The organism is Paenibacillus sp. 2RAB27 (genome assembly GCF_052115445.1).
Classification (GTDB): Bacteria; Bacillota; Bacilli; order Paenibacillales; family NBRC-103111; genus Paenibacillus_E.
The window spans coordinates 111037-134544 of the sequence record NZ_JBFRGR010000004.1; the positions used below are offsets into that span (position 1 = coordinate 111037).

20 protein-coding genes are annotated in these 23508 nt (G+C 45.9%); 17 read left to right on the plus strand and 3 right to left on the minus strand.

Annotated features, from left to right (window positions below; all coding sequences use genetic code 11):
- Positions 1–82: 82 nt before the first annotated feature.
- The gene (locus AB4114_RS07660) at positions 83–955 is read right to left on the minus strand and encodes an amidohydrolase family protein (protein WP_441987924.1); all 873 of its coding nucleotides are present in this window, start codon (positions 953–955) and stop codon (positions 83–85) included.
- A 134-nt stretch (positions 956–1089) separates the two neighbouring features.
- Between AB4114_RS07660 and AB4114_RS07665 the strand changes: the two genes are divergently transcribed.
- The 11 genes from AB4114_RS07665 to AB4114_RS07715 all read left to right on the plus strand — a co-directional run bounded on the left by AB4114_RS07665 (position 1090) and on the right by AB4114_RS07715 (position 13654).
- Positions 1090–1608, plus strand: coding sequence for a LamG domain-containing protein (locus tag AB4114_RS07665; RefSeq protein ID WP_441987925.1), 519 nt, complete (start codon positions 1090–1092; stop codon positions 1606–1608).
- Between the two features lie 452 nt (positions 1609–2060).
- On the plus strand, positions 2061–3185 hold the full coding sequence (locus AB4114_RS07670; protein ID WP_441987926.1) for a helix-turn-helix transcriptional regulator: 1125 nt from the start codon (positions 2061–2063) through the stop codon (positions 3183–3185).
- Between the two features lie 26 nt (positions 3186–3211).
- Complete coding sequence (locus AB4114_RS07675; RefSeq protein ID WP_441987927.1) at positions 3212–3838, plus strand: hypothetical protein; 627 nt, start codon at positions 3212–3214, stop codon at positions 3836–3838.
- 127 nt (positions 3839–3965) lie between these two features.
- Positions 3966–5321 carry a 4-aminobutyrate--2-oxoglutarate transaminase gene (gene gabT, locus AB4114_RS07680; protein ID WP_441987928.1) on the plus strand — a complete coding sequence of 452 codons (1356 nt, stop codon included), beginning with the start codon at positions 3966–3968 and terminating at the stop codon, positions 5319–5321.
- A gap of 9 nt (positions 5322–5330) precedes the next feature.
- A complete protein-coding gene (locus AB4114_RS07685; RefSeq protein ID WP_441987929.1) occupies positions 5331–6755 on the plus strand; it encodes an aldehyde dehydrogenase family protein in 1425 nt (474 codons plus the stop codon).
- 521 nt (positions 6756–7276) lie between these two features.
- On the plus strand, positions 7277–9739 hold the full coding sequence (gene helD / locus AB4114_RS07690; protein ID WP_441988144.1) for an RNA polymerase recycling motor HelD: 2463 nt from the start codon (positions 7277–7279) through the stop codon (positions 9737–9739).
- A 173-nt stretch (positions 9740–9912) separates the two neighbouring features.
- The gene (locus AB4114_RS07695; RefSeq protein WP_441987930.1) at positions 9913–10551 is read left to right on the plus strand and encodes an FHA domain-containing protein; all 639 of its coding nucleotides are present in this window, start codon (positions 9913–9915) and stop codon (positions 10549–10551) included.
- Positions 10552–10570: 19 nt separating this feature from the next.
- A complete protein-coding gene (murA, locus tag AB4114_RS07700; RefSeq protein ID WP_441987931.1) occupies positions 10571–11863 on the plus strand; it encodes a UDP-N-acetylglucosamine 1-carboxyvinyltransferase in 1293 nt (430 codons plus the stop codon).
- A 66-nt stretch (positions 11864–11929) separates the two neighbouring features.
- Positions 11930–12700 (plus strand): arylamine N-acetyltransferase family protein, encoded by a 771-nt coding sequence (locus AB4114_RS07705; RefSeq protein ID WP_441987932.1) that lies wholly within the window; start codon positions 11930–11932, stop codon positions 12698–12700.
- Positions 12701–12867: 167 nt separating this feature from the next.
- The gene (locus AB4114_RS07710; RefSeq protein WP_441987933.1) at positions 12868–13170 is read left to right on the plus strand and encodes a hypothetical protein; all 303 of its coding nucleotides are present in this window, start codon (positions 12868–12870) and stop codon (positions 13168–13170) included.
- A 13-nt stretch (positions 13171–13183) separates the two neighbouring features.
- Positions 13184–13654, plus strand: coding sequence for a type II toxin-antitoxin system VapC family toxin (locus AB4114_RS07715; RefSeq protein WP_441987934.1), 471 nt, complete (start codon positions 13184–13186; stop codon positions 13652–13654).
- Here the strand turns inward: AB4114_RS07715 and AB4114_RS07720 are convergent.
- Complete coding sequence (locus AB4114_RS07720; RefSeq protein WP_441987935.1) at positions 13651–15285, minus strand: glycoside hydrolase family 26 protein; 1635 nt, start codon at positions 15283–15285, stop codon at positions 13651–13653. The two genes, AB4114_RS07715 and AB4114_RS07720, sit on opposite strands and share 4 nt — an antisense overlap.
- 147 nt (positions 15286–15432) lie before the next feature.
- Complete coding sequence (gene arfA, locus AB4114_RS07725; RefSeq protein ID WP_441987936.1) at positions 15433–16944, minus strand: arabinosylfuranosidase ArfA; 1512 nt, start codon at positions 16942–16944, stop codon at positions 15433–15435.
- A gap of 146 nt (positions 16945–17090) precedes the next feature.
- Here arfA and AB4114_RS07730 point away from each other — a divergent pair, with 146 nt between their 5' ends.
- From AB4114_RS07730 to AB4114_RS07755, 6 genes are all read left to right on the plus strand, one after another.
- On the plus strand, positions 17091–17993 hold the full coding sequence (locus AB4114_RS07730; RefSeq protein ID WP_441987937.1) for an ArsR/SmtB family transcription factor: 903 nt from the start codon (positions 17091–17093) through the stop codon (positions 17991–17993).
- A gap of 143 nt (positions 17994–18136) precedes the next feature.
- Complete coding sequence (locus tag AB4114_RS07735; protein WP_441987938.1) at positions 18137–18898, plus strand: DUF975 family protein; 762 nt, start codon at positions 18137–18139, stop codon at positions 18896–18898.
- Positions 18899–18911: 13 nt separating this feature from the next.
- Positions 18912–19931, plus strand: a complete 1020-nt coding sequence (locus tag AB4114_RS07740; protein ID WP_441987939.1) for a hypothetical protein — start codon at positions 18912–18914, stop codon at positions 19929–19931.
- Complete coding sequence (locus AB4114_RS07745; protein ID WP_441987940.1) at positions 19928–20770, plus strand: hypothetical protein; 843 nt, start codon at positions 19928–19930, stop codon at positions 20768–20770. The genes AB4114_RS07740 and AB4114_RS07745 overlap by 4 nt, the downstream gene beginning before the upstream one ends.
- Positions 20771–20937: 167 nt before the next feature.
- A complete protein-coding gene (locus AB4114_RS07750) occupies positions 20938–21216 on the plus strand; it encodes a hypothetical protein (protein WP_057310523.1) in 279 nt (92 codons plus the stop codon).
- Between the two features lie 495 nt (positions 21217–21711).
- The gene (locus AB4114_RS07755; RefSeq protein WP_441987941.1) at positions 21712–23475 is read left to right on the plus strand and encodes a glycoside hydrolase family 2 protein; all 1764 of its coding nucleotides are present in this window, start codon (positions 21712–21714) and stop codon (positions 23473–23475) included.
- The last annotated feature ends 33 nt before the right edge of the window (positions 23476–23508 follow it).

Genomic DNA, 23508 nt, shown 5'->3' on the forward strand with positions numbered 1-23508 from the left:
GTCCCGAATGCGAAGGCAGTAGTAATCGCTGTGAATGAAAACTCCCTTACCCATTATCAAGTGGTAGGGGAGTTTCGTGCGTTCACTTCAGATTGAACAACTGCCGAGCATTTTCGCTGAAAATTTTCTTCTTCTTCTCAAGCGGGAGCCGTTGCAGGATCTTCGTCGGATCATCGAAATCCCAATGGGGATAGTCGCTGGAGAAGAGCAGCATGTTCTCAGCGTCGAACATATTGAACATCGCTTCGAGATGCTTGAAGTCATCCGGTTCCTCGATCGGCTGCGTCGTCATGAAGCAGTGGTCGCGCACATACTCACTCGGCATGCGCTTCAGCCATGGTGTGGATGAACGTAAGGCTTTAAAGTTTTTGTCCAGCCGCCACAACAGTGGAGGCAGCCAAGTGACGCCACCCTCGCAAAACACCACTTTAAACCCTGGATACTTTTCAAACACGCCTTCGCAGACAAAACTAACCAAATGAGCCATAAAGGTTTGGGGCAAGCAAGTATGCCACTGCAAATAGTTCGACACATACCCGACCGCAGTCGGTGGGTTAAAGGTACCTGCGCCTTCGGCGCCCGGATGGATTACAAGTGGAAGCCCATTGCGCTCACAAACTTCGTAGATCGGATGGAAGAAACGCTGGCCGTACGGCATTCGAGCACCTCCGATCACACTGACAGCGACGATGTCTGGATGCGAACCGACCCGGTCGATCTCGCGCGCAGCTTCCAAGGGATCTTGGGTACCGATGCACAGATAACCCTTGAACTTCGGGCTAACCGGCAGCCATTCGGCGATTAGATAATCGTTGTAGGCCCGGCATACGGCTGCAACGTGATCGCTGTCCGCATAACCAGACATGCCAATTATTGCATCGGAACAAAGCAACGCGTAATCAAGGTTGAATGGTTCGACCAAGTGTTCGAGCATGTAATGCGGATCGGATCCCAACGGTAGCCCGCTAGGCGGATCTGCATCTTTGCGCTTGCTGCCAATCGGCGACGAATAGGGCAGCCCAGCTCCAGGAATGCCGAACCTTTCGGCATGACTTTTCCACGGCTCATCGAGGTATGGGATCAAGTCGCATGCATGGTGAGAATGCTCAGGTGACGGTAGCGGCTTGGGTTAAGCGCAGAAAGAAATCCAATAATGAATGCGAATTTGTTGCTGGCATTTGGAATGAAACGAATAAGAGACGCCAGTATGGACTGTTTCTGAATTTATCGATTTGGGAGAGTGGCCAACAGGTGTGCGGCCATGTATCATCCCTAGGTGGCCCGACACCTGGCTATCGTTGGTGTATGGATTCATCCATCGGTAAAACGGAGATTCCTCTTGAAGAATGGCACTTTGTTGCTTTTACATACGACGGCCAGTATGTGCGATCCTATGTAAATGGGATACTGGATGAACGCCCGATCCGTAATCCTTATCATTACCCAGGCGGACTTTTCGATGGCGGGCAGGATGGTGCTGATTTTACCGTTGGTGCAGTGGATCGTTCTCATGAGATCGGTAATTTCTTTGTTGGCAGCATCGGTGGATTAGCTATTTATAACAAAGCGTTATCCAATGAGGAGATGTATCAACTCGCTTGTTTGTAAGGGAGTAAGATGAGGGGCCCCAAAGCCATGGATGTGGCGGGGGTCCCTTTTTGTGCTGTCTTAAATTCAGCTTGTTCGTGTCGGGAGTTAATAAAGTTGCGTGGCATGCACAAGTGTCCAAAAATGCAAAAGGGCATCCTTTTTGAATCAAACGTAGCTCATAATCTAAATTGATGCGAAAGTGCAACTATTTCTGCCTACTCTCATCGTTATGACACACTAGCGGTCCTCAAAGATGTACTTCTGCACGTATTCATCGATATACGGGCGTTTTTCTCTGAAATGGATGCCTTTTAGCATCTTTGACCATAGTTGTTTGCATTCGGGGGGCGTATACCACAGGAATATCGATAATTCTCAACCTCTTAACATCAGAACTCAAAGATTTGGTTTATACTAATAAGATCTGGTTAGGATCGTGCCGTAAATCGTATTCGAAAGGAGATGGATTAATGTTAAAGCAAAGGAATGATGGATGCGATCACTTCGTTATGACTGCCATCGAAACAATCGAGGATGCGGATCTATTGTTCATTTCGGAGTTAACGGTGTGGTTTGTTCTTTCTGCCTATTTGGAATTGATCCGTAATGGTTCGGATGTTTTGATTAGGACCGGTGATATTTTCGTTTTGAATAAAGGGGATATGGTTCGTGTGATCGGCAGCGCAGAGAATGCGACGCTTACTGTGAAGTTTCTGATCAATGAGTATCAGGAGGAGTTTCCACCATTTAAACTGAACATTCCGCTATCGATGGTATACAAGAAGGACGGATACGAGCTTGTGCGAAATTGTATGGCGTATTTGTACATCGAAATGAGTTATCCTGGAGACGGCTCTGACTACATGATTGAAGGGTATTCCAAACGGTTGATCGGACTGCTGTACCGGTACATTGGGCTGGTGGACGAGAGAGAGCAAGCACACGCGGCTACAGATAAGGTGAAAGAAATCGTATCGTATATCAATCTCAATTATGGAGAGAAATTGAGCTTGGATAAAATTGCTGAGAAGTTCTATAGCAGTAAATATTATCTTGCGCATTCTTTTAAAAATCAATTAGGGATTTCAATCGGAAATTACATCAAAGAAGTCCGATTGTTTCATAGCTACCGTATGTTGGGAAGCACGAATGACAAGATTGTCACGATTGCCTTGGCCAACGGTTTTTCCAATGTACGCTCCTTTAATGAAGCATTCAAAGAGAAATATAAGGTTACACCTGCTGAGTTTCGAGAAGAGAATCAAATTGTAAATGTGCGCAATCGGGAAGAGAGAGCGCCGGAAGAATATAAGCGTCTGTTGGGTTACGAACCGCCACAGCGTTTGTGGGATCCGAAACGGGATTTGGGATTAAACGATACCATTGCACAAGCGAAATATAAGAACTGGTTGGGAAAAACGATCTATGGCGTTGTAATCTTCTTTAACAAATTTTTTGACGCAGTCAACAAACCTTTGCTAGCGAATAATGTCTACTTCGTTATGAATATGCCATTTCGTCAAATCGACCGCTTTTCCGGCGGTAAAATAAGTCGGAAACAAATTTTGACGTTGTTGAGATGGATAAATAGGTGAGAAATTAACATGGAGTTGTAACTAGAATGAGCGAAATAAATATCAAAAGATATATCGGGTTGGTAGGTTTATGGAATAGCTATAAGGAACGACATCCTGCTATTGCTCAATTCCTGCTATTCTTGATTCTCAGTGTTGGCATGACGGCATTACAACTGATTCTAATGCCTCTCATTAAACTCATATTCGCACAGACATCTTTGCTTACGATAAGCTTCCAAATTTTCCAGTTGGGGCATAACTTTGATGGAAGTACTTATTATGTATTCGACTATGCGGCTGGTTCGCTTGCCTCAGGCGGTGGAGGAGGGATTGGTTATTTCCTTGCCGTCCAAATAACGCTCGGAATTGCACAGATTATTAATTTTTTCGCCCAGCGAAATATTACATTTAAATCAAACAGTAATATTTGGAAGGCTGCTTTTTGGTACGTATTAGCGTACATGGTGATAACGATTGGTGCCGCCGCTGCGCAAGGATTTTACAAAGCACCGATATATAACTTATTCATCAACTCGTGGGACATGGGTTCATTAGGTGAAACAACAGCAGACGTGATTACCATGGGGATCAATAGTACAATTTCATTCTTCGTGTTCTATCCGATATTTAAAATCATTTTCAAACAAGAGCCTGACTTACAGGGCTCATAAGCCCTGTGAAGGGCTTTTTTTTGCGTTATATGCTGAATTTGTAATTGATTGCCGTCATAAAATGAAGGAGAAAGTAGTGGTAATGATCCTGCAAATATGAAAAATGAATGTAAAGGGGAAGATGAATATGCAAATCACACGTAAATTTGCTTCAGTACCCTCCAAGTTACAGGGCGGCCGCACCCAAGAACTCATGGATAAAAGACAAGCATTCGTACCCAGAGGTGTTGGCAACAATACACCGATTTTTGTTGAAAGGGCAGAAGGGGCTTTGATTTATGATGTGGATGGTAATGTATTCATTGATTTTGCCGGCGCGATCGGTACGCAGAATGTTGGCCATTGCCCGCCTGAAGTTGTCAAAGCTTTGCAAATACAGCTTGAAAAATATATTCATCCTTGCTTTCATGTGGCTATGTATGAACCCTATCTAGAGCTAGCAGAGAAATTGGCACAAATCACGCCAGGCAACTTTCCGAAGAAAACGATCTTTCTAAATAGCGGTGCAGAAGCGGTTGAGAATGCTGTGAAAATTGCAAGGAAATATACAGGGAAGTCTGGTATCGTCTCCTTCTCGCGAGGATTTCATGGTCGGACACTCTTGGGCATGTCGCTTACAAGCAAGGTCAGACCCTATAAGTTCCAGATGGGGCCGTTTGCCCCGGCCACCTACAAAGCACAATTCCCGTATCCGTTGCATCGTCCGCAAGGCATGTCGGAGACAGATTACGCGCTCTATTGTGTTCAGCAATTTGAAGATTTCCTCTATACGGAAGTCGCACCGGAGGAGTTAGCGGCGGTTATTATGGAGCCGATCCAAGGTGAAGGCGGCTTCATCGTTCCTCAGAAGGAATTTGTTCAAGGTATATATGAGATTTGCAAAAGTAAACATATTTTGTTTATTGCCGATGAAATTCAAACAGGTTTCGGACGTACGGGAGAAATGTTCGCTTCCACCCATTTTGGTATTGAACCCGATTTGATGACGATGTCGAAATCCATTGCAGCAGGCTTGCCGATATCGGCCGTAACGGGTCGTTCGGAAATTATGGATTCACCTGCACCTGGCGAAATCGGTGGTACGTATGGTGGAAGTCCGCTTGGATGTGTAGCAGCATTGGCGGTTATCGAGAAGATGGAACGCGAGAATCTCGTTGTGCGATCACGTGTTATCGGTGAGACGATCCGTGGATTCTTTACGGACTTGCAGAAGACAGTCCCACATATTGCGGAGGTGCGTGGACTAGGTGCGATGTGTGCAATCGAATTCGTTCATCCCGATACGAAAGAACCAGATAAAGCGAATGCTGCTGCGATTCAAAAAGGCTGCTATGAAGCAGGCGTGATCCTATTAAGTGCTGGGGTGCATAGCAGCGTCATTCGTTTTCTAACCCCACTCGTCATCACAGATGAAGAGCTTGCTGAAGGCCTTGATATAATTCAACATGTTATAATTGAGCAGTATGCCGTAGAGAGAAAGTAGGGAGTACAGATGAAAAGGCATTTGTTTATTAATGGACAATGGAAAGAAGCTGCTCGTTACGAAGCACTTTACTCACCTTATTCAGGGGAATGGATTGCAGATGTGGGGCATGGGAATGAAGCGGAAACGGATGAAGCAATCCAAGCTGCGCAAGCAGCTGCACAGGTCATGGCTCAGATGCCAGCTCACGAGCGTACGACTATTTTATATAAAGTGGCTGAATTGTTGGAAAAACGCAAAGAGGAGCTCGCGCGTCTAGTGGCCCTGGAAGCGGCAAAACCGCTCAAGACTGCACGAGGCGAACTCGCTCGGACGATTCAAACCTACAAATTCGCAGCGATGGAAGCAAGTCGCATTCATGGAGAAACGGTACCGCTGGATGCAGCACCTGGCGGAGAGGGACGCATTGCCTTTACGCTGCGCAAACCGCTGGGGGTGATCGCGGCTATAACGCCATTTAACTTCCCCTTTAATTTGGTCGCACATAAAGTAGGCCCAGCGATTGCGGCGGGGAACACAATTGTACTTAAACCCGCAGGGCAAACGCCACTCTCCTCCTTGGTGCTTGCCGAAATTTTCCAAGAAGCGGGCCTCCCCAATGGGGCACTGAATGTCATACCCGGACCTGGTTCGGTCGTGGGAGAGAAGCTCGTGAGGGACCCGCGGGTGAAGGCTGTTACCTTCACAGGGAGTCCTGCAGTCGGGATTGCGATGAAAAACAAAGCCGGTTTAAAACGAGTTACCTTAGAATTAGGTTCGAATTCAGCTTTACTTATAGACAAAGCTTACGAGATTACAGATGAGTTAATCAGTCGCTGTGTGCTCGGTGCCTATTCATATAGTGGTCAAGTATGCATTTCCATTCAGCGGATTTTCGTCCACGAGCTTCTTTATGATGATTTTATGAAAAGATTCAAAGAGCAAGTGGAGAAATTGGTTATCGGTGACCCGCTAGATGAGACAACGGATGTTTCCGCGCTGATTAGTGAGAAAGAAGTTCGGCGGATGCAGGATTGGGTAGACAGTGCGGTCGCCAAAGGAGCCGTTGTGATTACAGGTGGCAAAGAGCTGAATTCTCGGATATATCCACCGACCATTTTGACGCATGTAGCTGCGGATGAGCCTGTTTCCTGTGAAGAGGTGTTTGGACCGATCGTTACGGTTGCCTCATTCAGCTCGCTGGATCAAGCCATTCAGGATGTCAATCATTCTCGTTATGGACTACAAGCAGGCATTTATACGAATGACATCCGTGCCGCGATGCGTGCTGCTGAGCAATTGGAGGTAGGAGGCGTTATGATTAATGATTTCCCTACATTCCGTGTGGATAACATGCCTTATGGCGGTGTGAAGGAAAGTGGCTTCGGACGGGAAGGTATTCGATATGCGGTCGAAGAGTTGACGGAGCTGAAGTTCATTTCGATTAAGTTATAGGCTACTCGAACCAATTAACTGGAAAATGTACAGCTATTTCAGCTGTTTTTCTTGCTTTTTCTTGAATAACTGGATTAGGTACAGCTAATTTAGCGTAATTTGAACATGCGGCAAGAAAAGGCTCGAATTAGCTGTATGAAATCCAGTTATTCCTAATAGATCAGTTTTTTCAGCGATATTAGCTACATATAATCCATCTAATCTTGAAGCGCTGCACGGAAAAGGGGGAAAAGTCTTCTCAAGGTGAAGATGTTCAGGAAAAGGAGGTTGAAACATCGGTGTCTCCAAGTTTAGGTGCAAAAAAAAGAAGAACCGGTATTTCTACCGGTTCTTCTTGCTAAATACTTATTTACACAAAAGGAAGCTATATGTTAGAATACAAAGACCATTGTCTATTTATTTATTAGTTGACATAATTAATACATCTTATCTTTAATTAAATTTTAGCACGAAGATTGGCTGGTTGTCAAACATTATTTTGTTTTTTTCACACAAGACCCATAAGGAGCGTGTTCGTGAAGATGATCAAGGTGAACGAATGGCAGCAAGAACAAGAGCGATTAGATATGGTTACGGACAAATTACGATCTGCTATTGTAGAAATCGAACCAGAGGTAGTCGGGTTGCGCGATCAGGTTACGGATTTCCGCAAGCGGTTTTGGGAAGAAGTGTCGATCAATACGAGTACACATGAAGATTTTGAAGAGGCCTTTTATAGTATTAGACAGCAAGAAGCGTTGTTATCGGAGCGGGAGCGCAGTCACCAGCAGCGGATGCAACGATTGAAAGGCATGAAGCGGTTGCTGCCGTCGCCTTATTTTGGGCGGATTGATTTTCAAGAAGATGATACTCGCTTCAGTGAGCAAATTTATATTGGCGTTTCATCTTTTGTTGACGAAGACGGCTTAAGTTTCCTAGTCTATGATTGGCGTACTCCCATTGCAAGTATGTATTATGACTATTCCCCAGGGGCTTCGGCCTATGAAACCCCCGGGGGACGCGTCGAGGGAGAAATGACGCTGAAACGGCAATATTTCATCGGCGACGGCCAGTTAAAGCGTGTGTTCGACACGAGTATAACCATCGGTGATGAATTGCTCCAGCAAGTGCTTGCCCAAGGTGCAAATTCACAAATGAAGAGCATTGTGGCGACTATTCAGAAGGAGCAAAATGCCATCATTCGCAACGATAAGACGCGCATGCTCATTGTGCAGGGAGCGGCAGGCAGTGGAAAGACATCAGCAGCTCTGCAGCGAGCTGCCTACTTATTATATAAACACCGTGATAAGCTTAAAGCGGATCAAATTGTTCTTTTTTCCCCGAATCCAATGTTCAACAGTTATGTATCAACCGTTCTTCCCGAGCTCGGTGAGGAGAATATGCAGCAGACGACGATTCAAGAATATTTGGTCTATTGGCTTGGAGCCACGTTGCAGCTGGAGAGTCCGTTTGAGCAAATCGAATATATCCTGACGTCATCCTCGACTCCCGATTGTGAAGCACGAACCAGTGGGATTCACTATAAAGCATCAGAGGTATTTCTCCATGCCCTGCAGCAATACGCGGTATGGCTGGGAAAAGAAGGCATGCTCTTCCGCAGCATCCAATTCCAGGATCGTGAGTTAATTACTGCGGAGCAGATCCAATCGCAATTTTATAGCTATGACCATACGATCCGTTTGGCTAATCGAGTCGCTCTTTTACAGGAATGGATCCTGCAAAGGCTGGCAACGCTCGAGCGTAAAGAACAAAAAGCGCATTGGGTCCAAGATGAACTCGATTACCTCGACAATGAGCAATATGCCGAAGCCTATAGAGAGTTGCTGAAGAAGTACCGGCAAGAAGAAGAAGTGGTCCTCCATATGAATGAGCAGCTTCTGGATGATTATGGACAGTTTCTTGGCAAGGAGCAAGACGAAGAGCATAATGTTGATTTTGCCATGCAGGAAATAGAAGGGCTGCTTCGGAAGATGATCGTGAGTGGGCATTATAAGCAATTGAGAAATGATGTAAAGCGATTTAAATTTATAGATATCATTGGATTGTACGATCAATTGTTCAGTGACGAGGCTACTTATCGGAACATGACGAACGAGACTGCGGTGCCTGAACAGTGGGCGGAAATTTGCAAGCAAACGAAGGAAAAGCTGAGTAGGCTCGAACTGTTTTATGAGGATGCGGCGCCATTCTTGTGCTTGAAAGAATTCGTAGAAGGAACTCGGAGGAACACGAATGTGCGGCATCTCTTTGTCGATGAAGGACAGGATTATTCACCATTCCAATTCTATTTCCTAAAGCAGCTATTTCCACGCGCCAACATGACCGTTCTCGGAGATTTCAGCCAAGCGATCTTCCCGCAAGCAACTAATCTATCTGAGGTGGATTCGCCACTTATTAAGCTATATGGTCAAAATGAAACGAGTCTGATTCGCCTTGTGCGAAGTTATCGCTCCACCCGCGAGATTGTGGAGTTTACGAAGGCGTTGTTGCCTAGTGAAGAAATCGTACCTTTTGAGAGGAGTGACCAGAAGCCCTATCTCATTCAGGCTAGCGGCAGTGCTGAGAGAGCTGAACGAATGATAGAGCATCTCGCTGAACTCAGGGCAGAGGGCTTCGAGTCAATTGCCGTTATTACGAAGACCGCAGCGGAGAGCCGTGAGGCTTATGACGTGTTGATGTCTCATGGCGCTGAGACGCTGCGACTCATTACGAAGGAAACATCAACTTTTGAGAAAGGGACGATGGTCATTCCAGCCTATCTGGCCAAAGGTGTCGAGTTCGACGCGGTGCTGATTTATGATGCATCCTCACAAGTGTACGGCCGAGAGAGCGAACGTAAGCTATTTTATACCGCGTGTACGCGCGCGATGCACCGGCTCCTGCTCTATACAACAGGGGAATGGACGCCATTTATTCAGTCACTGGATCCGAATTTGTATATTTTTGTAGATAGGGGTAATCTTCAAAATGTTACTGAAAAATGAGCGATCCGTCAGTGTGAAGGGGTTTTATTCAGGTACAGTTTGAGGTACGATGAGTAATGGGGGTATTTCCCAAGAAGTGAGGTAAGCTGCATTTGCAAACGGAGGGGACACAACTGGATAACTTTGCATGCTTATACGTTGTGCGCGGTGAGCCCTATCGAGCGGGCACTTGCGTGAATTTAAACCAGGAAGAAACAAATGTCGGCCGTGTATCCAATGAGTTAACGCCGGATTTGGCTTTTACGAACGCGTTTATATCCCGGAAGCATATCATTATCCGCAAAGAGCAAGACAAGGCGGTGCTTTATGATTTAGGAAGTCGCCACGGCACTGAAATTAACGGTGTACGGCTAACACCGCACACGCCGTATCCTTTGAACAATTTTGATATTATTAGGCTTGCCAAAGGGATGACCGTCATCCATTTCTCATATATGTTTGCCGATCAAACCCTTGAAATTGAACCGCTCAGCATCACCATGCAGTTAGAAATCCCCAAACTCCCGTTGGAAATAAGTTGGGAGAAACGGGAATGTGTGGTGGATGGCAAGCGAATCCTTATGTCCGAGAAAGAATATCTATTGATCCGTGTGCTGCATGAGCATACAAACCGCCTCGTTCCCATGGAGGAAATTAAGTCCAAGGTGTGGCCTGAACGATCACCGGGAGCAGAAGGCTACTCGGATGTGACGCTCGACGAACTAAATGCACTTGTCTATCGGGTGCGCAAAAAATACGGGAAAGACACCTTTCTCATTAGTGCCGTGCGCGGCGGTGGTTATATGCTCGAATCCGAATTGAAATCGTCATAACGAAAGTTGGGATCCCTTCATGAAGTATATACAAGCGGAGTACTCAGGCCCACTGAACGGAACGGTACACATACCAGGAGCAAAGAATAGCTCTCTTGCCATACTTGCAGCTGCATGTCTGGCGGATAATATCGTAACGTTAGAGGGTATTCCACACATCGATGATGTTCGTCTTATTACGGAAATTGGCCGAGAAATCGGCCTTAAACTCACACAGAATGCCGGACAAGTCATCATTGATCCACGCTGGATTCACAGCTCAGTCATTGATCCGGGCAAAGCATCGAGCTACAGAGCGTCTTATTATTTTGTAGGTGCTTTACTGTCCAAATTCGGTAAAGTCACAATCGGATTACCTGGTGGAGATGATTTCGTTTCAAGACCGATGGATCAGCATATCAAGGTGTTCCAAGCGCTTGGAGCTCAGGTGCGGCTCTACAAGGATTATTACGAGGTTGAAGCGGCGGAGCTGAAGGGGGCAGACATTTATTTCGATACCCTTACCTCGGGTGCGACGATGAATGCGATGATGATGGCTGTATTGGCCAAAGGACGTACTCAGTTGCACAACGCGGCTGTGGATCCGGAGGTGTGCGATACGGCAAGATTCCTGAATCAACTCGGCGCACGAATTTATGGGGCAGGGACGGATCGCATTCGGATTGAAGGTGTTCCTTACTTGAATGGAGGTATCCACACGGTAATTCCAGACAGACTCATCGCCGGAGCATTCTTGATGGCGGCTGGGCTCAATGGGGGACAAGTTACCGTTAAGGATGTCATTCCAGAGCATCTGGGCTCCTGTCTAGCTAAGCTGGAGGAAGTCGGACTGCATGTGGAATGCGGAGAAAACAGTATTACTGCTTATGGGACTAGTAGACTGAAAGCAACGCGAATTCGCGCCGGCATGTATCCGAGCTTCGCCACCGATTTACAGCAACCTATGACAGCACTCCTTTTGCAGGCTGAGGGCAAGAGTATCGTTACCGACCGTGTGTATCCAAAAAGGTTCGCTCATGTTCCGCAGTTAAGACGGCTTGGTGCAGAAATAGAGCTGCGCCAAGAATCTGCGTTTATTCGCGGCGGACTCCCCTTGCGAGGCGGTTGGGTGCATGCCACAGATGTGCGTGCAGGCATTTGCTTGCTGATGGCGGGTTTCACCGCGGAGGGCAGCACATGTATAACAGGTGTTGAGCACATCGAGCGCGGCTATGAGGATGTGATCGGCAGTTTTCGATCCATCGGAGCTAGGCTCTCGATGCGTGAGTTGGATGCTCAGGAGCTCTCCAGCCGAATCCACATGCCAGGGTAAATGTAATCAATGTCATCCCTTATATATGTTAACGAGTAACTCACTTAAGGATGGTGTCTTCCCCTGATGAATACGAATAGTCAAATTGAGAAGTATATGGAACGCATCGGATTTCATGGTTCGCTTGATGGCAGCGCAAAGACATTAGCTGATCTGCAGGAACGCCATCTGCACACGGTTCCCTATGAGAATTTAGACATTCTCGAAGGGAGAGCGTTATCACTTGATCCGCAGGATCTATATCAGAAGATTGTTATACGCCAGCGTGGCGGCTATTGTTTTGAAACCAACGCCTTGTTCGGTTGGCTGCTTCGTGAACTTGGCTATACGGTGACGGATTTGGTTGCCAGATTTTGGCGTGATGAGCCGAACTTGCCGCCCAAAAGGCGTCATCATGTCTTAAAGGTAGAAGCCGAAGGCGCCCACTACCTCTGTGATGTTGGAGTTGGCGGGATTGTCCCTCGCAGACCTCTTTCTTTCATCGAAGGCCTTGTCCAGCAACAAGGGGATGAGAACTACCGCCTCGAGAGAGATCCTTATGACGGTTGGGTGCTTTGTGAACAGAAACATAAGGTATGGCAACGCATCTACTCTTTCACAGAGGAGCCTCAGCTGCCGAAAGACTATTTATTTGCGAGTTTCTGGTGTGAAAAGTCCCCAGATTCAGTTTTCAACAAATCCCCGATTGTTGCGATACGTACGCCCGAGGGACGGCATACACTTGCTGACAAGGAGTTCCGAATATTCAGCGCTACAGACGTAAGAACCTACACTCCTGAGACAGATGAAGGGTATAAAGAAGCGTTGTTAACGTATTTCGGCATTCGTCTTAGCTAATAGAAGCGTGTGAGAAGGCAGCTGACCTCGTGGGTTGGTTGCCTTTTTGGACTACTATGGAAAGAACAACGAGGGACACTGTAAGGAGGCAAGGAATAGACTCACCCCCTAAAATCGACGAAATTCGACGAATTGTATACAAGTTATTGGATAAGGAGTGAATCACGATGGCGAACAATTACAAACGCTTCATTCATAATCAATTCGAAAAAGCGAAGTCTACCGCATCCGAGTTCATTTCTTCAAGAAGTGTGGAACAAGATGAAGACATGATCGATCTCGACCCGCGTTATGTTGATCAGTTAAAAGATATCGCTATTTTGCAGCATACAACTGTAGAAGCTATCGTTAATGGACTTATTGCACAATATCTGGCAAGCGCCTCTTACGAATTAACTCCCATCTCTGTGGATCAAAAGGAAGCAAATCCGCTGCTGTATTTGGATGGCATTTGCAAACATGAGGATTAAGGAGGTCTGATCTATGGATAATCAATTGCATGTTCAGGATGCCATTTTTCTGGACGAGACAGCTCTAGCCGCTTTAATGAACCCTAAGGACCCACGATATACCAAAGCACGTTCCATGTTTCTAGATTTGCATGATCTTGAACGTAATTACATGACGACGAATTCCATCGTATTCGATCTTCACGAATGGCTTCGTAATGAATACAGCTATGAGCAGGCGGAATATTTTCTGAAGGCGATTGAAAAAGCCGTAAGTAAAGGCAAGTTGGCAGTTATCTCAAGCGGACCTGAATTCGAGGGGGAATCGCGCAGATTGTTAATGGACAGGCCGGAGCTCCGCTTCTCGCTTAGCGAAGCCCTTACGGCTGTGACCATGTCGTACTACCAGGTGAAACGCATTTTTACATTTAATCGTAATTTCATGATGCTTGCTAATTTGGATAAGGATATTCGGATTATTCCATCCTATCATTTCGGCAACTAAGGCGTAACCGGATTTGCCTGAGCGATAGGCGCAACGCCGGAATGGACAGCAGTTACTTCCATTTGGTCATTGTAAGCTATCACATACCAAGGTTCTGATGCCGATTCTGATTGAACTCCAATGTCAATTTCCCATGGAGATTCATAACTGACGCCGAGGAATTGATTGCCTTGATAAATCGCGATGGCAAAGGGTGGTTTACCTTGTTCATTCGTAAGCTTGGGATAGACGAGAACGGTCTGTTGACCACTAGGAAGAGAACGGTCTAAGACTGGTGTATAGCGGTATTGAATGGGATCTACTCCTGGCTCTACCTTACTTAGAAACCAATCGGATGCAATCAGCCGTTGATAGTAGCCGTCCATAAATGGATTTTCCCCGATGTCGTAGACATAGGTCCCGTTCGTTCGAATCGCTTGAGCTTTGCTGAAATTAAAGTAAGTGATGGCTTTAACTTGAGGAAATAATCGCGGAAGAAGACCATACATGTAACCCAACTGGCTTTCTGCCCAGCTCCAATAAGCTTGGTTAGTCGGCAAATACGTATGAGCAACAGCACCCTCAGAAATCATAATAGGTTTATGGCTATATCGTTTATAAAGAGGAGCGAAGGTATCGATCACGGTACCCTTTAGCTGCTCTTTTTCTGCTGAGATCGGCGTGCTATATAACGAGAAGCCAACCCAATCCACGTAGGCGTCACCTGGATAGTAGCTATCGATCGTATCGGGCGGCCAGAAGTTAGGCGACCACACCATGGCGACATTAGGTGCTTCTTCAGACATAATGTCGTGAATCAGACGGAATTTCTCTATATATTTCTGGGGCTCTCCATGCCATGGCACCCAAGCTCCGTTCATCTCTGAAGCATAACGCAGGAAAATGGGGATGCCGGAGGCTTTGGCTTCACGTGCGAAACGGCGAACATATTCATCATCCTGCACGTCGTCTAAGCCAAACCGCGGTTCCCAACCGATCTGAAGGGCACCGTCAAGTTCCTTTACCCTTTCGGCAGTACGAGCCGGGAAATAAGTGTTGGTATCGGTCTGCACTTTGCGCCAACCAACATAAGACAAATACAGCGCGTGCTTGCGACCGTAGACGTCTTCAATCTTTGTAACATCGTAGCCGACTCTGCGATCTGCCCCGAGCATACCGATATAAACCCCTGATGCAGGCTCATGTTTGGCTAGCGTGGAAGCTGCGGGGATCGCTGATTGGGTTGGTTTAAGGGGTTGAGCAGACTGAACGGATTGAGCTGACATTGGAACGCGGAGATAGAGCTCCATATTCGTTGAAGGGGTTTGTATGTTAAGCCTATTAGGCTTCATCAGTGGCAACGACGGAAGTCCAGCTGTATATACATCGATCCGGTTACGATACGCTGCTGCGGTCTCTGTAAGTCCTGCTTGCTCGGATTTCTTCTCTTGGTTAGCCCAATAGGTTAAGATATCAGGCTGCTTAGCTCGTGAAGAAGGGACAGCGGCAGGCGGATTTTCCAGCATGGCAACTGCATCAAGTGAATTTTGCACGGGCACATTGCTTTCGCTTTCCAGAACGAATTGATATAACGCGATACAGCTCGCCAAGCCGAGAAGGGCTGTAAGTACCCAGACAACTTTATTTCGCATGATACAGGTTCCTCTCAAAGGGGATTCCTCTTAATAGTATGCCCTAACCTGAGAGGCGGTCAATGGGGCATATAAGATGAAAACGAGGTTTTCCCCGCCATCTACATGGCAAATAGGAAACCCTCGTTTATAGTGTCTAGGAATAGCTTATCCTTGTTTGGTTTGAAGACGAATAACATTCCAAGATGCTTTGCCAAGGTTGCTTTTGACGTGTCCATTGTCAAGAACGGATACACCGCCACGATGAGGCGTAACATGATGTGGGTTAGCCTTCGTGTTCACCGCTTTCAGGTCTTCGTGTTCCAGCACGATGTGCTCGCTCAAGCTAACATCGCCGAAGCTGCGGATGTCGAGATCCAGTTCCATAGCTTCTGAGAGATGGCGATTGACAGCAAAGACCGTAATATAACCTTGCTCCTCGTCGTACACGCAAATCGATTCCAGATAAGGGACATCTGTATAATCTTTGGAATCATATTTGGGTGAAGAATTGACGGTATGAAGGACAGTTCCTCGTCCATAGATGGAAGCATGAAGGAATGGATAGTAAGTCGTTTGCAGCCATAGCGGACCGCCAGTCTCTGTCGTAATTGGTGCGATAACGTTAATCAATTGCGCCATGCAAGCCATTTTGACACGATCAGCATGCTTAAGTAACGTAATAAGGAAACAGCCAACGGCCAGTGCATCTTCATGGGTATACACATCTTCAAATTCGGGTGGAGCAATCTGCCAACGCTCTTCCGCGCGACTTGATCCAATCGTATGCCAGACATTCCATTCATCTAAGGAGAGCATGAGTTTTTTCTTACTGCGCTTCTTGGCTTTCACATAATCACAAATGGCTGCGACACTGCTAATAAACTGATCTAAATTCAGTGATGTGGCAAGGAAATTGGCTGTATCGTTGCTATTATTATTGTAATAAGCATGCAGCGATAGATTGTCAACATTGTCATAACTCAAATCCAGAACGGTAGCTTCCCAATCGGCAAACGTACTCATACCGCTTGATGAGCTGCCACATGCCACTAACTCGATGGTAGGATCTACCCAGCGCATCACTTTGGCGGTTTCATTCGCGAGGCGACCATACTCCACAGCAGTCTTCGTGCCGATCTGCCAAGGTCCATCCATTTCGTTGCCCAGGCACCAGGTTTTGAAGCGATGAGGTTCCTTATAGCCATGTGAAATACGTAGATCACTATAGTAAGAGCCTGAAGGATGATTACAATACTCGATCAGATTTCTGGCATCGTCGATGCCGCGTGTGCCGAGATTAACCGCCATCATAACCTCTGAACCAACTAACTTCGCCCAATCAGCGAATTCATTCGTACCGACTTCATTCGTCTCTGTAGTCCACCAAGCAAGCTCTAGCAATCGCTTACGGTCTTTCTTAGGTCCGACGCCATCCTCCCAATTGTAACCAGAAACAAAGTTGCCGCCTGGATAGCGAATAATCGGAACTTGCAGCGTGCGGATAGCTTCAATCGCATCTTGTCGGAAGCCATTCGCATCCGCAGTTGGGTGATCTGGTTCGTAGATACCACCATAAACAGCCCGTCCCAAGTGTTCGATAAAGGATCCATATAGACGAGGGTCAATTTGAGCTAGAACAAAATTTTTGTCGATGAGCATTTGTGAACGTAAAGACATGATCGCTCGCTCCTTATATTAAGAATTAGCCTATTGACGAATTCATAACTTATTGATTTCATCTTTATTATGTACGATAATAGAGATAATCTTCAATAACTATTTTATAGGATTAACAAAATTGCATATTCTAAGGGTGTGAACCGATGTATCTAAAGACGGATGCTGCGTCGCTTCAGGTGTATGAAGCATTGGCGAGTGAAGTTCGCCTGAAAATCATAGATAAATTATTCATCAAGGAAATGCATATTAAGGAACTTGCTGCCGAGCTTTATCTCAGTAATGCAATTGTCAGCAGCCATGTGAACAAACTCGAACAAGCCGGACTCGTTGGGAGCAAGATGAGGCGAGTTAACGGCGGTACCTACAAATATTGCTATGTGAACACGTCCTATTTGCAAATCAAGCTATCGCCAGAAAGAACCTCCTTGCACAAATGTAAGGAAGTGTCTGTCCCTATTGGTCATTACACCGATTATGAAGCATGGCCGACATGTGGACTGGCGACTACCGAGAAGATGATTGGCCACTATGATAATCCGACCTATTTTATGGATCCGGAGAGGGTAGATGCAGGTATTCTCTGGTTTGCGAAGGGATTTGTCGAGTATAAAGTACCCAATTATTTGTTAAAAGATGACAGTTTAAAAGAGATCGAAATTTCGTTGGAAATTGGATCGGAAGCTCCTCAAGTGAATGAAAACTGGCCCTCCGATATTTGTTTTACGCTCAGTGATACGGTGCTGGGCAGATGGACTAGTCCAGGTGATTATGGGGAAACGAGGGGGAAGCTAACGCCAGAGTGGTGGCACTCCGACGTGAATCAGTACGGGCTGCTGAAGATTCTTCGCATTACGGAAAGTGGCACGTATATGGATGGTCAGCGCCTTTCGGATATCAGCATCACGGACCTGCGAATTGATCCGAAGTACTGGGTATTTCGAATTAGCGCGGAGGATACGAAACGTGGGCGCGGTGGTTTAACACTTTATGGTAAGGGATTTGGGAATTACGATCAGGATATTTGGATGAGATGTTTTTATGGGTGAAGTTTGTGACGCGGTTCCTGCTCGGGGGATCGTGTTTTTTTGTATGCAAAAGACGGAATGTTATTGGAAAAAAAAGGTATTGTTCTATGACTATGTGAGATAAAATAAGATGGTATATATGGTTTTACCTGAGGAGGGATTGCGTGCATTGGTCGCGTAAAGAGTTGAAGAGTCGAGCGAAACAAGTACTGCGAACAACGTATTGGAAAGCATTTCTGGTCAGCTTGCTGCTTGCCGTCGTTGGTGGCGGGGTTCCGAGTTGCAATTGGAATTCAAACAGTGGCTCGTCATCGTCCTTTAACTTAGGTAACTTAGATCTAGGCATGGGAGATATCTCGAATGGTGTAGGTGCACTTATTCTAGCTTTCATCGTGATCGTTGCGATTGTAGCTGGCTTGGCAGCACTTGCATTCAGTATCTTCGTGTTGAATCCGTTCAAGGTGAATGCGCAGCAATATTTTAAACAAGCCTCTCAAGGTGATGTCGACATGCACTATCTGCTTTACGCTTTTGGCAAAGGGAGATATATAGGCACGGTTGTTAGTATGTTTTGGAGTGCTTTGCTTAATTTCTTATGGTATTTATTGCTCATCATTCCAGGCATTGTGAAGTCCTATGCCTATAGCATGGTTCCGTATATCCTCGGTGACAATCCAACGATTGGTCGTAAAAGAGCCGTTCAACTCAGCAACCAGATGACGCGAGGCCATAAATGGCGGATGTTTGTTCTGGATCTATCGTTTATTGGGTGGTTCCTTCTCGGTGCCTTAGCACTTGGCGTAGGCGTATTATTCGTATTACCGTATTATAATTCTACGAAAGCAGAGTTATATGTGGTATTGCGTCAACAGGCATTATATGATGGACGGAGTACCCCTGAGGAATTAAATTTACCCCTTTCATAAGGAGCTGATTGTTGTGTCTGTCCAAATAGAGGTGAGTAGGGCACGTGTAACCACGACTACGTCCAAGCATTCGATCACGATGATCATGGGCATGTGGCTTATCATTGGTTTGTTTATTGATGGTTTTGCCCATAACCATGGTGCTGTAGAAACTTTTTTTACACCGTGGCACGCGATTCTGTACTCTGGCTATTTGGCTTGTGCGGTGTGGATCTTTATGATGATTCGTTCGAACAAAATCAGGACGCAATCAACCTCTTGGTTCACGGCAATTCCCGTCGGTTACAAACTTGGTGTTGCTGGTGTCATTCTCTTCTTTGTAGGTGGGCTTGGTGATATGTACTGGCATACGGTGTTTGGGATTGAAAAAAATATCGAAGCCCTGCTTAGCCCCACGCATCTTCTGCTGCTTTCGGGTGCTTTAATGATTCTGACAAGTCCCTATCGTGCGATCAGCGCTGCTGAAAAGGGGACTGCACCGACATTTCGCCAATTGTTACCGGCGTTAACTTCGATAGGGCTAACCTTTACGGTGTTCGCCTTCTTCCTTATGTACGCATGGTCGTTCCGACAGAATCTATGGATGGCTAGAGGCGAGGATGCTATTGGAAGAGCTGTGGTGGATTTCCTCATTACGACGATGATTCTTGTGATTCCATTGATGTTTGTTCTGCGCAGATGGAAACTGCCGTTCGGTACAGTTACTTTCTTTTTTCTATTTGAGTCGATATTCCTAGCTGTGCTGGACGGATTTAGAGACTCTAGCTCGATAATCATATTGCTCATAAGCGGTGTGATCGGTGATGTGTTATTTCGAGAAATCAAAGAGCGGGACGCTGCAGATTGGCGGTATAAAGCTGTCTTCTTTGTACTGCCTGTCTTGATCTGGGGGCTATATTTCGCACATTTGAAATTATTTGAAACGTTGAACTGGTCCCCAGAGCTCTGGGGTGGCTCGATCTTCCTGTGTGCACTGTCCTCGTTGGGATTAAGTATTCTTGCCGCACCAGTTTCATCCGACTCAAGCAAATGAGATTAAAGACATGGCCATTAACTTGCTTAGTTGTACTCCTATCCGCTTGCGGTTCGTCAGCCACCACGACGATTGATATGTCCGATATGTCGAGCATGTCGGGTATGACGATGTCATCGTCGTCCGTTACACATCAACATACGAGCGATGCGATTGCTCATTTTTCGGTGGATTCACCGAATTATTTACCGAAAGAGTTATTCGACATCACGATTCTGGTTCAAAATAAATGGAATCGCCCCATCGAGAAGTTCGAAGTGATGCACGAGAAACTTATGCACCTTATTGTGGTTAGCAAGGATTTGTCCTACTTCGAACACTTGCATCCAACCTATGCAGGCGCTGGGCGATTTGATGTCCAAACGTCGTTCCCAGCAGGCGGCTATTATCAGCTTATTGCTGATTTCACGCCAACGGGCTTAGGAGAAAGTGTGCAGTCCCATTGGTTAGCTATTAACGGGAAAGCTCCGAAGGCTGTTAAGTTGCAGCCGGATAAAAGCCTAACGAAACAGGTCGGCGACAAGGAAGTCACTCTAGCCTTCGATCATCTGATGGCGGGCATGACGCTGGACATGGTGTTCACGTTCAAGCAGGGAGCTGCCAAAACGCCTGTAACGAATCTGCAGCCATATCTTGGGAGTATTGGGCATGTTGTTGCCATTAGTGAGGATGGGAACGATTTTGTCCATGTGCATCCGGCTGACCCAACAGCGACTTCGGGGCCAACCGCGGCGTTCAAAGTTGTATTTCCTTCCAAAGGGATCTACAAAATTTGGGGCGAGTTTCAGCAAAATAACGAAGTTTTCATCGTTCCTTACGTGATCAATGTAAATTTGTAATATAAAAGAAATATAGTAGACATCTGCCATACATGTAAGTCGGTTATAATAAAAGACGACCCCCTTTTAAAATATAAATCTTTAGACCCGCAGCCCGTTGCTGTGGGTCTCTTTTTGTCCATCTATGGTGTACAATAGAATGCATACATCGAATAGGAGTGAGACGAATGACTGCAGGCGTGAATGAGCAGGAGCTTTTACAATTCATCATCAGCAAGACGAAGGCAGATCCGAAGCAAATTGAGTTAGTTTTGAAACATGAGAAAGCCTATATTGCCAAAGCGGAACAAGGCTCGAAAGGTGCTGTAGATATCGACAGCGATGATCTGATTGATCATATTCTAGGCCGTCCAGACGTGAAGCTAAGTGAACTTGCAGTGGATACGATTCTGGAAGCCGAGATGGAGTACTTGATGAAAAATGGCATGGCCGGCTACATCGACTAATTTATGAAATGAGGACCCTCACGTAGAGAATATCTATGTGGGGGTCTTTTTGATTTGGTGGCAACGCTAATGCGAAATAGCTGGAAAATATCCAGTTAAATTCTGCGGATTTCAAGCTTTTAAAGGAATAAATTAGTTAAACGTGCTTGTGGGTGGGGAAAGTATGAAAGGAGGAAAGGAGTAGCTTGTTGGAGTAGGAGGTGGATGGGGAGGTGGAAAGTGATGAAATTTTGGGGGGAGTGAGAAGGGGGAAGTATTAATGAGTAAGAAGTGAGTAATGAGGTAAGAAGTGAGTAATGAGTAATGAAGTAATAAGTAATGTGAAGAGTGAGTAAAAAGTGAGGTTAGTGCCATTAGATAAAACATTAGATTAACTTAAAAGTTAATTGAATAACATGTATTGACTTTATTTTCGGGCGATTGCATAATGAATTTAGGAATTATTACGTTATTTAGTTAACTTATATATTATCTAATTGGAGGTTTTCCTTTACAATGAGCAACCAACCGAGAGCTGAATATCCTAGACCGCAATTTGTACGAGATAGCTGGATTAACTTGAATGGAGAATGGCAGTTCGAGTTCGATGATGCTTCCGTAGGAACGAAACAAAAATGGCATAAAGGTGAAAAAGTGTTCTCGCAGACGATTCAAGTGCCGTTTGCTTTTCAAAGTCAATTGAGCGGGATTGGCAGTAATGAATTCCACGATATCGTTTGGTACCGCCGCGAGCTCGAAATTCCGCAGTCGTTTGCCGGTAAACGAATTCTGCTTCATTTTGGTGCGGTGGATTACCTAGCATCGGTTTGGGTGAACGGTATTCTAGTAGCCACTCACGAAGGTGGTCATACGCCATTCCATGCGGATATTACGGAAGCGCTTCAAGCGGGCACGAATATGCTTGTTGTGAAGGCTGTGGATTTTAGCAAAGACGTAACACTCCCTAGAGGAAAGCAGTATTGGAAAGCGGATTCCGCAAGTATTTTCTATACGAGAACTACAGGGATATGGCAAACGGTTTGGATGGAGGCAGTTTCTGAGAACGCCTACTTAGATAAGGTGAAGATGACGCCAGATATTGATGCCAAGCAGATCGAAATCAGCTACGCAATCGAAGGGATCGATGCACATTCGACATCCAAGTACCAGTTGAAGGTGGCTATATCTTTTAAAGGCGAGCTAGTTTCAGAAGATGTGTATGGGATTAGAAGCGGGACAGGTGCACGGAAGATACGTTTGAATGATTTTAATGATCATGGGCTTGGCGGATGGTGGACACCAGAGAAACCGAACTTATACGATGTTACTTTTACGCTGCTTGTCGATAATGAGGTTGAGGATGTTGTAGGAAGTTACTTTGGTATGCGCAAGGTTTCGATCGAGGATGGCAAATTGTGCTTGAATAATCGTCCTTATTTCCTGAAAATGGTGCTGGATCAAGGCTACTTCCCAGATGGAAACTTAACACCGCCGAGCGACGATGCGATTAAACAAGATGTTGAGCTTACCAAAGCGATGGGGTTCAATGGGGCTCGGAAGCATCAGAAGCTGGAGGATCCAAGATTCCTCTACTGGTGCGATGTGCTTGGGCTTGTAGTTTGGAGTGAAGCTGCAAATGCCTATGAGTATTCGGATAAATACGTAGGTCAATTTACGAAAGAATGGATCGCTTCGATGGAGCGGGATTACAATCACCCATCCATTATTGCTTGGGTACCGCTCAATGAAAGCTGGGGTGTCCCGAACATTCAAATCGATAAACTGCAGCAGCAGCATGCTTTAACGATGTATCATTTGAGCAAATCGTTGGATCCGATGCGCCCTGTTATCTCGAATGATGGATGGGAGCTGGTGACGACCGATTTATTCGCCATTCATGACTATGAGTGGAGGGAAGAGGTTCTGAGCGAGCGTTACAGCTCCAAGGAAAAGGCCGTTCATGCGATGCCGGCGAATCGACGTTTGTTTGTAGAAGGGTTCCCTTATCAAGGTCAGCCGATCCTGGTAACCGAATTTGGCGGAATTGCTTACAAGAAGAGTGAATGGGAAGGCTGGGGCTACTCCGGTGCAGATAATGACGAAGATTATGAGCAAAAGCTGCGTGCCGTCATTCGTCCACTGTTGAACTCAGGCGTTGTGCAGGGCTACTGTTATACGCAATTGACGGATGTTGAACAGGAAATCAATGGGTTGCTAACCTATGATCGCAAGCCGAAAATCCCTGTGGAAATCATCAAAGCGATTAATGATCGTAATTAATTAAACAAAGCCGAGGCTATTGCTGCCTCGGCT

Excerpts from the sequence above, each read along its gene's own strand:
- AB4114_RS07755 (WP_441987941.1), top strand. The coding sequence starts at position 21,712 with ATGAGCAACCAACCGAGAGCTGAATATCCTAGACCGCAATTTGTACGA.
- AB4114_RS07720 (WP_441987935.1), bottom strand. The coding sequence starts at position 15,285 with ATGCGAAATAAAGTTGTCTGGGTACTTACAGCCCTTCTCGGCTTGGCG.
- AB4114_RS07675 (WP_441987927.1), top strand. The coding sequence starts at position 3,212 with ATGAGCGAAATAAATATCAAAAGATATATCGGGTTGGTAGGTTTATGG.
- AB4114_RS07750 (WP_057310523.1), top strand. The coding sequence starts at position 20,938 with ATGACTGCAGGCGTGAATGAGCAGGAGCTTTTACAATTCATCATCAGC.
- gabT (WP_441987928.1), top strand. The coding sequence starts at position 3,966 with ATGCAAATCACACGTAAATTTGCTTCAGTACCCTCCAAGTTACAGGGC.
- helD (WP_441988144.1), top strand. The coding sequence starts at position 7,277 with ATGATCAAGGTGAACGAATGGCAGCAAGAACAAGAGCGATTAGATATG.
- murA (WP_441987931.1), top strand. The coding sequence starts at position 10,571 with ATGAAGTATATACAAGCGGAGTACTCAGGCCCACTGAACGGAACGGTA.
- AB4114_RS07730 (WP_441987937.1), top strand. The coding sequence starts at position 17,091 with ATGTATCTAAAGACGGATGCTGCGTCGCTTCAGGTGTATGAAGCATTG.
- AB4114_RS07705 (WP_441987932.1), top strand. The coding sequence starts at position 11,930 with ATGAATACGAATAGTCAAATTGAGAAGTATATGGAACGCATCGGATTT.
- AB4114_RS07710 (WP_441987933.1), top strand. The coding sequence starts at position 12,868 with ATGGCGAACAATTACAAACGCTTCATTCATAATCAATTCGAAAAAGCG.
- arfA (WP_441987936.1), bottom strand. The coding sequence starts at position 16,944 with ATGTCTTTACGTTCACAAATGCTCATCGACAAAAATTTTGTTCTAGCT.
- AB4114_RS07745 (WP_441987940.1), top strand. The coding sequence starts at position 19,928 with ATGAGATTAAAGACATGGCCATTAACTTGCTTAGTTGTACTCCTATCC.
- AB4114_RS07670 (WP_441987926.1), top strand. The coding sequence starts at position 2,061 with ATGTTAAAGCAAAGGAATGATGGATGCGATCACTTCGTTATGACTGCC.
- AB4114_RS07685 (WP_441987929.1), top strand. The coding sequence starts at position 5,331 with ATGAAAAGGCATTTGTTTATTAATGGACAATGGAAAGAAGCTGCTCGT.
- AB4114_RS07665 (WP_441987925.1), top strand. The coding sequence starts at position 1,090 with ATGCATGGTGAGAATGCTCAGGTGACGGTAGCGGCTTGGGTTAAGCGC.
- AB4114_RS07715 (WP_441987934.1), top strand. The coding sequence starts at position 13,184 with ATGGATAATCAATTGCATGTTCAGGATGCCATTTTTCTGGACGAGACA.